This is a genomic window from Ramlibacter sp. AN1133, from assembly GCF_037890035.1.
GTDB lineage: Bacteria > Pseudomonadota > Gammaproteobacteria > Burkholderiales > Burkholderiaceae_C > Ramlibacter.
Genome location: NZ_JBBKTQ010000004.1, coordinates 56,471 through 65,000, shown reverse-complemented (window position 1 = coordinate 65,000; position 8,530 = coordinate 56,471). Strand labels below are relative to the sequence as shown.

The following is an 8,530-nucleotide window of genomic DNA, read 5'->3' as shown; positions in this document are numbered from 1 at the left end:
CGGCGGCGCGCCGCCGGCCCGCTCGGAGGCCGCCGGTGCCTCGGCCGACTGGGTGGCATCGAGGAACCAGGCCGTCTCGCGCTGGAACACGCTGGCGAAGAGGGCCAGCATGTCGGCCGAGGGCACGCGTTTGCCGCTCTCGATCATGCTGAGATACGAGACGGAAGGCGCCCGCGCGGCGTCGATCTGGATGCAGCGCGTCGAGAGTTCTTCCAGCGTCAGTCCATGGGTCTTGCGAAGGCCCCGCAGCTTGCTGCCGAGGAGCCTGGTGTTTCTGGAGTGCTGGGAGGACTGGGCCATGGCGGCAGCATACCTTGTGAAATTAACTCTGTGAAATTTCCCCAGTGAAATTTACAGGCTTCCGTTTCACATAATGGCTTCAACGCCGGGCCCTCGGGTCACGTGCCACAGGTTTTCAACTCGGAGACTCCCATGGCATCCATCCTCATCCTCGGAGCGTCCTACGGTTCGCTCCTCGCCACCAAGCTGCTGATGGCGCACCACCGCGTGACGCTGGTCTGCACGGCCCCCACGGCCGCCCTGATCAACCGCGAGGGCACGGTCGTGCGCTTCCCGGTCAAGGGCCGCGAAGGCCTGGTGGAGGTCGCCTCCCGCGAGCTGCCCGGCATCCTGCAGGCCGCCACGCCCGACGAAGTCGATCCCGGGCACTTCGACCTGGCCGTGCTGGGCATGCAGGAGTCGCAGTACGGCGAGGACGGCGTGCGCGACCTGATGCAGCGCATCGCCGCCGCCCGCATCCCCTGCCTGGCGATCATGAACATGCCGCCGCTGCCCTACCTGCGGCGCATCCCGCGCGTGCAGGCCGACCTGCTGAAGGACTGCTACACCGACCCCGACGTGTGGGCCGCCTTCGACCCCGACCTGGTGACGCTGGCCAGCCCCGACCCGCAGGCCTTCCGCCCGGCCGGCGAGCCCAAGAACGTGCTGCAGGTGGGCCTGCCCACCAACTTCAAGGCCGCCCGCTTCAGCGGCGAGGCTCCCACGCGCCTGCTGCGCCGGCTGGAGGCCGACATCGAGGCCGCGCACTTCACGGTCGACGGCCAGCCGGTGGACATCCCGGTGAAGCTGAAGGTGCACGAGTCGCTGTTCGTGCCGCTGGCCAAGTGGCCGATGCTCATGACCGGCAACTACCGCTGCATCCGCGCCCACGGGATGATCCCGATCCAGGAAGCGGTGCACGGCGACATCGAGCGCTCGCGCGCGATCTACGCCTGGGTGTCCGACCTGTGCTGCCGCCTCGGCGCCGACCCGGCCGACCTCGTGCCCTTCGAGAAGTACGCGCACGCGGCCGCTTCGCTCAAGAAGCCCTCCTCCGCCGCGCGCGCCCTGGACGCCGGTGCGCAGAACATCGAGCGGGTCGACGCGCTGGTGCGCCGCCTCGCCGTGCAGCTGGGCCTCGCAAACCACGAGATACAGGAGATGGTGGGCCTGATCGACGCGCGCCTGGCCGGCAACCGGCTGGCGCGCGAGGAGCGCATCGCCGCGTAGGCTGGCGGCAAGCCGCGCAGCGCGCAACCCCGGCGCTGCGGGCCGCCCCTGGACCGAAAGCCGCCCGCGGGCGGCTTTCGCGCGTCATGATGGGGGCTGTGCATCGAACACCCGCATGAACGGATTCAAGCTGCCCACCAAGACCCCCCCGACCGGCAAGCCGGCCAAGACGCGCATGCCGCCGCGCAAGGTGTGGGGCCTGTTCGCCCTCATCCTGCTCGTCAACTACCTGGTGATGAGCTACCTGTATCCGGCCGGCGACGCGCCGGTGACGGTGCCGTACACCTCCTTCCGCGACCAGGTCGCCAAGGGCAACGTGGCGGCGATCTACAGCAAGGGAACCGGCATCGAGGGCCGCTTCAAGGCGCCAGTGAGCTGGCCGCCGGAAGAGATGCGCCAGCAGAAGCTGCCGCCGCAGGCGCCCGCAGCCGAGCGCGCGCAGGCCCGCATGCCCGTGCGCCAGGCAGCGATGTTCGTCACCGAGCTGCCGACCTTCTTCGACCGCGAGCTGGAACCCTTCCTGATCTCGCACGGGGTGGAGATCAGCGCCGTGCCCATCCAGCAGGGTGGCGGCTGGTCGACCCTCCTGTTCGGCTTCGGCCCGGCGATCCTGCTGATCGCCTTCTACGTCTGGATGTACCGGCGCGCGGCGGGGCAGGGCGGCGGCGGCGGCATGGGCGGCATCTTCGGCATGGGCCGCAGCCGCGCCAAGCGCTACGACGAGGCCGACGCCGACAACCGCATCACCTTCAACGACGTCGCCGGCATCGACGAGGCCGAGAACGAACTGGTGGAGATCGTCGACTTCCTCAAGGCGCCCGAGAAGTACACGCGCCTGGGCGGCACCGCGCCCAAGGGCGTGCTGCTGATCGGCTCGCCCGGCACCGGCAAGACGCTGCTGGCCAAGGCGGTGGCGGGCGAGGCAGGCGTGCCCTTCTTCTCCATGAGCGCTTCCGAGTTCGTGGAGATGATCGTCGGCGTGGGCGCGGCGCGCGTGCGCGACCTGTTCAAGCAGGCGCGCGAGAGCGCGCCGGCCATCATCTTCATCGACGAGATCGACGCCATCGGGCGCGCGCGCGGCCAGATGGCGATCGGCGGCGCCAGCGAGCAGGAACACACGCTGCAGCAGATCCTGACCGAGATGGACGGCTTCACCGGCCGAGAGGGCATCATCGTGCTGGCGGCCACCAACCAGCCCGACGTGCTCGATCGCGCGCTGCTGCGCCCGGGCCGCTTCGACCGCCGCGTGGTGGTGAACCTGCCGGACAAGACCGGCCGCAAGGCGATCCTGGACGTGCACGTGCGCAAGGTGCCGCTGGACGCCGACGTGAGCCTGGAGGAACTGGCGCAGGCCACGCCGGGCTTTTCCGGCGCCGACCTGAAGAACCTGGTGAACGAGGCGGCGCTGCTGGCGGCGCGCCGCAACGAGGCCGCGGTGCACCACAAGGACTTCCTCGATTCGCTGGAGAAGATCGTGCTCGGCCCCGAGCGGCCGCTGCTGCTGGGCCCGGACGACCGCGAGCGCATCGCGTACCACGAGAGCGGGCACGCCCTGCTCGGCATCCTGGTGCCCGGGGCGGACCCGGTCCATCGCGTCAGCATCGTGCCGCGCGGACAGGCGCTGGGCGTGACCTACCAGCGCCCGCAGACCGACCGCTACAACTACCCCGAGGACTACCTGCGCGCCCGCATCATCGGCATGCTGGGCGGCCGCGCGGCGGAGGAAGTGGTGTACGGCACGCGCACGACCGGCGCCGAGAACGACATCGAGCAGGCCACCAACATGGCCCGCAACATGGTCACGCGCTGGGGCATGAGCGACGCGGTGGGGATGGTGCAGCTCGCGCCGCCGCAGAACGCTTACCTCGGCACCGGCGGCGCGTACATGGGCGAGAAGCCCTTCAGCGAGCAGACCGCCAGCCTGATCGACGCCGAGGTGCAGCGCATCATCAACGAGTGCCACCAGGAGGCCAAGCGCCTGCTGCACCAGAACCGGCGCGCGCTCGACGCGCTGGTGCAGGCCCTGCTGCAGAAGGAAACCCTGTCGGAGCAGGAGATCCTCGACGCCACCGGCCTGGCCCGCGCGCCCGACCTGGAAACGCGTCCGCTGAAGGCATGATCGGGGGGCCTGCCCCCATGCGCATCCACGACGCCCCGGCCACCGCGGCCGCCCTGCCCTACGAGCGCCTCGTCCCCGCGCTCGAAACCATGTTCGCGCGCGGCTGCGAGGTGCCGCCGCGCCACATCCACGAATTGGGGTCAGATTCCAATTTCTTCACCTCCTTGATCATGCCGGCGTGGGTGCCGGGCCGCTACTACGGGGTGAAGACGATCAACATCGCGCCGGGCAACGCGCAGCGCGGACTGCCGGGGCTGCACGCGACCTACCTGCTGTACGACGGCAGCACCGGCGTGCCGCTGGCACTGATCGACGGCAACGCGATCACGACGCGGCGCACCGCGGCGGCGTCCGCGCTGGCAGGACGCTGGCTGGCACGCGCCGACGCGCGGCGGCTGCTCGTGGTCGGCGCCGGTCGCATCGCGCGCGAACTCCCCGCGGCCTATCGCGCGGTGCGAGCGATCGACGAGGTGCGCGTGTGGGCGCGCTCGCCGGCCCGCGCGCAGGCGCTGGCGCAGGCCTGGCGCAGCGAGGGACTGGACGCGCGCGCGGTCACCGAACTCGCCGCCGCCTGTGGCCAGGCCGATATCGTGAGCTGCGCGACGCTCGCCACCGAGCCCGTCGTGCGCGGGACCTGGCTGCGCCCCGGCACGCACCTGGACCTGATCGGCAGCTTCACGCCCGCCATGCGCGAGGCCGATGACGACTGCTTCGCCGGCGCCTCGCTCTATCTCGACACGGAGGAGGCGCTGCAGAAAAGCGGTGAGCTGCTCGGCCCGATGGCGCGCGGCCTGTTCACGCCGGCCGACGTGCGCGGCACGCTCGCCGCGCTGGCACGCGGCGAGGCCGCGGGGCGCACGCGCGACGACGAGCGCACGGTCTTCAAGTCGGTGGGCACGGCGCTGGAAGACCTGGCCGCCGCGATCCTCGTCCACGAAGGCGCGAGGCCTGCGTAGGCTGGTCCTGCCGAAGGCACCATCGGCACCCGGCCACCGATCGCTGCCCCGCTCCGCGGAACCCGCGCGCCATTCACGCCATTAGTACCCGCAAACCCGGGCAGCGCGCCCTATGCCCGCCCTCTCCCGCGGCCTAGTCTTGCGCGCATGGCCCGCCCCTCCCGCACCCGCCCCGGCACGGACGACTGGAAGACCGCCCACTGGCCCTACACGATGCCTTCCCCGGAGGCGCGCGAGGGCGGCCATTCGCTGTGGGAACTGTGGCGCGAGGCCGCGCGCGGTTTCGACGCCGCGTTCGCGCCCACGCAGCCGTCCCAGGCGGGTGAGGTCTGCATCGGGAGTGCCGCCCCCCTGGCCGGGCCGTCCGTCCCCGTGCCGCACCCGCCGACCGCGGAGGCGCTCGTGCTCGCCGCGCGGCACAACAACCGCGTCTGCCCGCGCCCCGGCCCGTGGGCGCGCCTGTACGAGGCGCTCGGGGGCGCCCGGTACCAGGACCTGCCGCCACCGCCCGTGCAGCCCTGGCAATGGGCCGCCTTGTCCTCGCTCGAGAAACGCCTGCGCTTCCGGGCGCACATCGACTGGGCGGCGCGCCACCGCCGCCTGAAACCCCTGGCCGCCTTCATGAACGGACTGCCCGAGGAGGACTGGCTGCACATGGGAGAGTCCTAGCGCGGGCGGTTGTGACGGATCGTGACGGCGCAACGAATTTGAGGGGGGTAGCTGAGCAATCCATTGCAGCTCTTACAGATGACTTGCGGCCCCCCGGCGGTACGCTTGACGCATGGCACGCCAGCGCGATCCCCGGACGAAACCTGCCCCGGTCGCGACCGAGAACTGGTCGTCCCGCCTGCCGCTGCCGGATGCGCGCGAGGGGGGCGATTCCGCCTGGGAACTCTGGCACGACGCCTCGCGCCGGCTGGACCTGGCGTTCGCGCCCACGGAGCCCTCGGGCGTCGGCCAGATGCACACCGAAAGCGGCATGGGCGAAGCGGTGGTGACCGAGGAGCGTCCGCGCTTCCTCACCGTGCACACGGTGATGGTGGTCGCGCGCCGCCACAACCGCGTCTGCCCGCACCCTTCACACTGGATCCAGCTTTACCAGTTGCTGGGAGGCGAGCGCCACCCCGACCTGCAGGCGCCTCCCTTGCAGCCGTGGCTGTGGCCGCAGTTGTCCGGCCTGCAGAAGCGCCTGCGCTTTCGCGAGCATGTGGAGTGGGCCGAGCGGCATGGCTGCCTCGACCAGGTGGCGCGCTTCATGGGCCGGATGGAGGAAGGCGACTGGGTGCACATGGGCGAGGACTAGCTCTCCGCTATCCCCGGCGCCCCACCCAGATCCCCAGCCCCTGCGCGTTCAGCGCCACGTCCATCTCCAGCAGCGCCACGATGTCCGCATCGGCCAGGCCGACGCCGCGCGCATGCGCCTCGGCCAGGTAGATCGCCCGCAGGCCGTCCCGCAGGCGCTCGCCGAAGTCCGGCGCATCGCGCAGCCCTTGCGCCAGTGCCGCCATCGCATCGCTCTGCCGCACGATCATGTCCGCCTGCGCCTCGACCTGCGCGATGGCGCCGAAATGCGTGACGAAGGCCAGCGCCGGCCGCAGCGCCAGCAGGCGCGCCACCGAGGCGCGCAGGGCCACGGGGTCGTACTGCACCGGGGAGCTCGAAGGCAGCGCGTAATGCCAGCGCCCGTTGTGGAACTCGCGGTAGGAAACGCCCAGCGTGTCGCCGGTGAAGCACCCCCGGCTCGCCTCGTCCCACACGCACAGGTGGTGTCGCGCGTGGCCCGGCGTGTCCAGCAGGCGCAGCGGCCGCCGCGCCAGATGCAGCACCATGCCCTCCTCGCCGGCCGTCACGCGCCCGGCCGGCACCGGCACCAGCTCGCCATAGTCGCGCCGTGCGATCTCCTCGCCGTACACCTCGCGCACGCCGGCCATCAGCAGCGACGGATCCACGAGGTGCCGGGCCCCGCGCGCATGCACGACGAGCCGCGCGTTCGGCAGGTGCCGCATCAGCAGCCCCGCGCCGCCCGCATGATCGAGGTGGATGTGCGTCGGGATCACCCAGTCGACGTCCGCCGGCTCCAGTCCCTGCGCCGCCAGCGCGGCCAGGATCCGCGGCACGGCCGCATTCGTGCCGGTGTCGATCACGGCGGCGCGGCCCTCTTCCACCACGAGGTACGCGGCATCGAACTGCGGGCGCACGAAGCCCGTGTCGACCACGGTGATGCCGTGCGCGAGGCGCTCGTCGCACAACGCGGCCTGCGCCGTCATGCCGTCGGATCCTCCTGCGCTCCCGCGACCACGCGCGCGTCGTGCAGCCGCCCGATCGCGCCGGAGTCCAGCCCCAGCACCTCGTGCAGCACTTCGTCGGTGTGCGTGCCGAGCAGCGGCGCGCCCGGCGTGGGCTCGCGCTCCCATCCGCTCGCGCGCACCGCCGCGCCCGCGGAAAGATGCGTGCCGATGCCCGGCGTGGCGATGCGCTCGAACACGGGATTGGCGGCGCTCACGCGCGCGTCGTGCGCCAGCAGCCCCGTGGGCAGGTCGTAGCGTCCCCAGCAGGCCTTGTTCGCCTCCAGCGCCGCTTCCGCTTCCTTCCGGGTGCGCTCGGCGAACCACGGCTCCACGAGGGCCGCGATCTCCTCGCGGGCCTCGAAGCGCTGCGCCTCGTCGCTGAAGTCCAGGCCGAGGCGGCGCTCCAGCGCGGCGATCGGCTCGGCGATGGCGCAGGTGGCGACCAGCGCCTTCCACTGGTTGATCGAGATTGCCGCCACCATGATGCGCGCGCCGTCGGCGGTGCCGAAGTCGCGGCCGAACGCGCCATAGAGGTGGTTGCCGATGGAAGGACGGTCCTGGTGCAGCAGTTCCGCCTCCGCCAGCACGCCCACGTGCGACAGCGTGGTGAAGGCGACGTCCGACAGGGCCAGCTGCAGCTGCGCCCCGCGGCCGGAGCGCTCGCGCGCGCGCAGCGCAGCGGCGATCGCGAGCGCCGCCTGCCAGGCACAGGCGATGTCCCACGCCGGCAGCACCTGGTTGACCGGCCGCTGCAGCGAGCCGCCGCCCGTGATCGCGGGGTAGCCGGTGGCGCAATGCACGGTGTAGTCCAGCGCGGTCGAGCCGTCCGCATTGCCCTGGATCGTGCAGGTGATCACGTCGGCGCGCCTGGCCGCCAGCACCTCGTGCGCGAGCCAGGGCGTGCCGATGTTGGTGAGCAGCACGCCGGCATCCGGCCCGGGCGCCGTGGCCAGTTGCTGCACCAGCTCGCGCCCCTCGGGCCGGCGCAGGTCGATCGCGATCGAACGCTTGCCCTTGTTCAGGGCCGTCCAGTAGAGGCTGCGGCCGCGCCCCTGCGGATGCGGCATGCGCGGCATGCGCGCGTAGTCGATGCCGCCGCCGATCATGTCCACGCGGATCACGTCGGCGCCGTGCTGCGCCAGGGCGAGGCCGGCCAGCGGCGCCGCGATGAAGGCGGAGCTTTCGACGACCCGCAGGCCGGAGAGGAAGGGGTAGGTCATGGCGCAATGATGCCGGATGCGCGCGCTCGCCCGCCCCGTGCCAGCCACCAGAGCAGCCACAGGAGGAACCCCTGGAACGGCAGGCGCAGCACCAGGGCCCAGTACGGCACCGCCGGAAAATCCGCCGCGCGCTCCAGCATGTGGACATTGGCCGGCGTCACGGCGAGCGTCAGCGCAAACAATCCCCACAGGGCGGCGCCGCGGGTGGACCGGAACAGCAGCCCCGCCGCACCGAGCAGCTCGAACGCGCCGGAGACCAGCACCGCCGCGCGAGGCCAGGGGATCCACGGCGGCACGATCCGCATCTCGGCCTGGGTGAACAGGAAGTGCGCGGCCCCGCCGAGGGCGAACCACGCGAACACGAACGCGAGCGCCGCGCGCGCGAGCCGCTGTCGGGTCCTGGCGCTCGGGTGCTCCGCGGCAGGCATGCCGAGCCGC

General features: G+C 71.9%; 9 protein-coding genes (1 of these 9 only partly in view). 5 read left to right on the top strand and 4 right to left on the bottom strand.

Translation table 11 applies throughout. The features are described 5' to 3' along the window. On the bottom strand, positions 1 to 300 hold the 5' portion of the coding sequence (locus WG923_RS06600; RefSeq protein ID WP_340350150.1) for a DUF3612 domain-containing protein. The gene continues 1,269 nt to the left of window position 1, outside the view; the window shows 300 of its 1,569 coding nt (coding positions 1–300); its start codon is at positions 298 to 300; its stop codon lies beyond the left edge, outside the window. Between the two features lie 132 nt (positions 301 to 432). On the opposite strand from WG923_RS06600, the gene WG923_RS06595 reads away from it, so the two are divergent. From WG923_RS06595 to WG923_RS06575, 5 genes are all read left to right on the top strand, one after another. Continuing rightward, on the top strand, positions 433 to 1,509 hold the full coding sequence (locus WG923_RS06595) for a hypothetical protein (RefSeq protein ID WP_340350149.1): 1,077 nt from the start codon (positions 433 to 435) through the stop codon (positions 1,507 to 1,509). Between the two features lie 115 nt (positions 1,510 to 1,624). Further along, positions 1,625 to 3,628: an ATP-dependent zinc metalloprotease FtsH gene (gene ftsH / locus WG923_RS06590; protein WP_340350148.1), complete on the top strand. Its 2,004-nt coding sequence runs from the start codon at positions 1,625 to 1,627 to the stop codon at positions 3,626 to 3,628. 17 nt (positions 3,629 to 3,645) lie between these two features. Continuing rightward, positions 3,646 to 4,584, top strand: coding sequence for an ornithine cyclodeaminase family protein (locus WG923_RS06585; protein ID WP_340350147.1), 939 nt, complete (start codon positions 3,646 to 3,648; stop codon positions 4,582 to 4,584). Positions 4,585 to 4,731: 147 nt separating this feature from the next. Next, positions 4,732 to 5,253, top strand: coding sequence for a hypothetical protein (locus tag WG923_RS06580; protein ID WP_340350146.1), 522 nt, complete (start codon positions 4,732 to 4,734; stop codon positions 5,251 to 5,253). Positions 5,254 to 5,365: 112 nt separating this feature from the next. Next, positions 5,366 to 5,887 (top strand): hypothetical protein, encoded by a 522-nt coding sequence (locus tag WG923_RS06575; protein ID WP_340350145.1) that lies wholly within the window; start codon positions 5,366 to 5,368, stop codon positions 5,885 to 5,887. Between the two features lie 7 nt (positions 5,888 to 5,894). Here the strand turns inward: WG923_RS06575 and WG923_RS06570 are convergent, their stop codons facing one another. From WG923_RS06570 to WG923_RS06560, 3 genes are read right to left on the bottom strand one after another with little or no spacing between them, the layout of a single operon-like run. Further along, on the bottom strand, positions 5,895 to 6,851 hold the full coding sequence (locus WG923_RS06570) for an MBL fold metallo-hydrolase (RefSeq protein WP_340350144.1): 957 nt from the start codon (positions 6,849 to 6,851) through the stop codon (positions 5,895 to 5,897). Further along, entirely contained in the window at positions 6,848 to 8,092 is a 1,245-nt protein-coding gene (locus WG923_RS06565) for a CoA transferase (protein WP_340350143.1), read from the bottom strand. Before WG923_RS06565 ends, WG923_RS06570 begins: the two co-directional genes overlap by 4 nt. Beyond that, positions 8,089 to 8,520: a DoxX family protein gene (locus tag WG923_RS06560; RefSeq protein ID WP_340350142.1), complete on the bottom strand. Its 432-nt coding sequence runs from the start codon at positions 8,518 to 8,520 to the stop codon at positions 8,089 to 8,091. The genes WG923_RS06565 and WG923_RS06560 overlap by 4 nt, the downstream gene beginning before the upstream one ends. Between the last annotated feature and the right edge of the window lie 10 nt (positions 8,521 to 8,530).

What these genes read in the sequence shown, in the direction of transcription:
- WG923_RS06580 (WP_340350146.1), top strand. Translation starts at nt 4,732, where the DNA reads ATGGCCCGCCCCTCCCGCACCCGCCCCGGCACGGACGACTGGAAGACC.
- WG923_RS06570 (WP_340350144.1), bottom strand. Translation starts at nt 6,851, where the DNA reads ATGACGGCGCAGGCCGCGTTGTGCGACGAGCGCCTCGCGCACGGCATC.
- WG923_RS06585 (WP_340350147.1), top strand. Translation starts at nt 3,646, where the DNA reads ATGCGCATCCACGACGCCCCGGCCACCGCGGCCGCCCTGCCCTACGAG.
- WG923_RS06560 (WP_340350142.1), bottom strand. Translation starts at nt 8,520, where the DNA reads ATGCCTGCCGCGGAGCACCCGAGCGCCAGGACCCGACAGCGGCTCGCG.
- WG923_RS06565 (WP_340350143.1), bottom strand. Translation starts at nt 8,092, where the DNA reads ATGACCTACCCCTTCCTCTCCGGCCTGCGGGTCGTCGAAAGCTCCGCC.
- WG923_RS06575 (WP_340350145.1), top strand. Translation starts at nt 5,366, where the DNA reads ATGGCACGCCAGCGCGATCCCCGGACGAAACCTGCCCCGGTCGCGACC.
- WG923_RS06595 (WP_340350149.1), top strand. Translation starts at nt 433, where the DNA reads ATGGCATCCATCCTCATCCTCGGAGCGTCCTACGGTTCGCTCCTCGCC.
- ftsH (WP_340350148.1), top strand. Translation starts at nt 1,625, where the DNA reads ATGAACGGATTCAAGCTGCCCACCAAGACCCCCCCGACCGGCAAGCCG.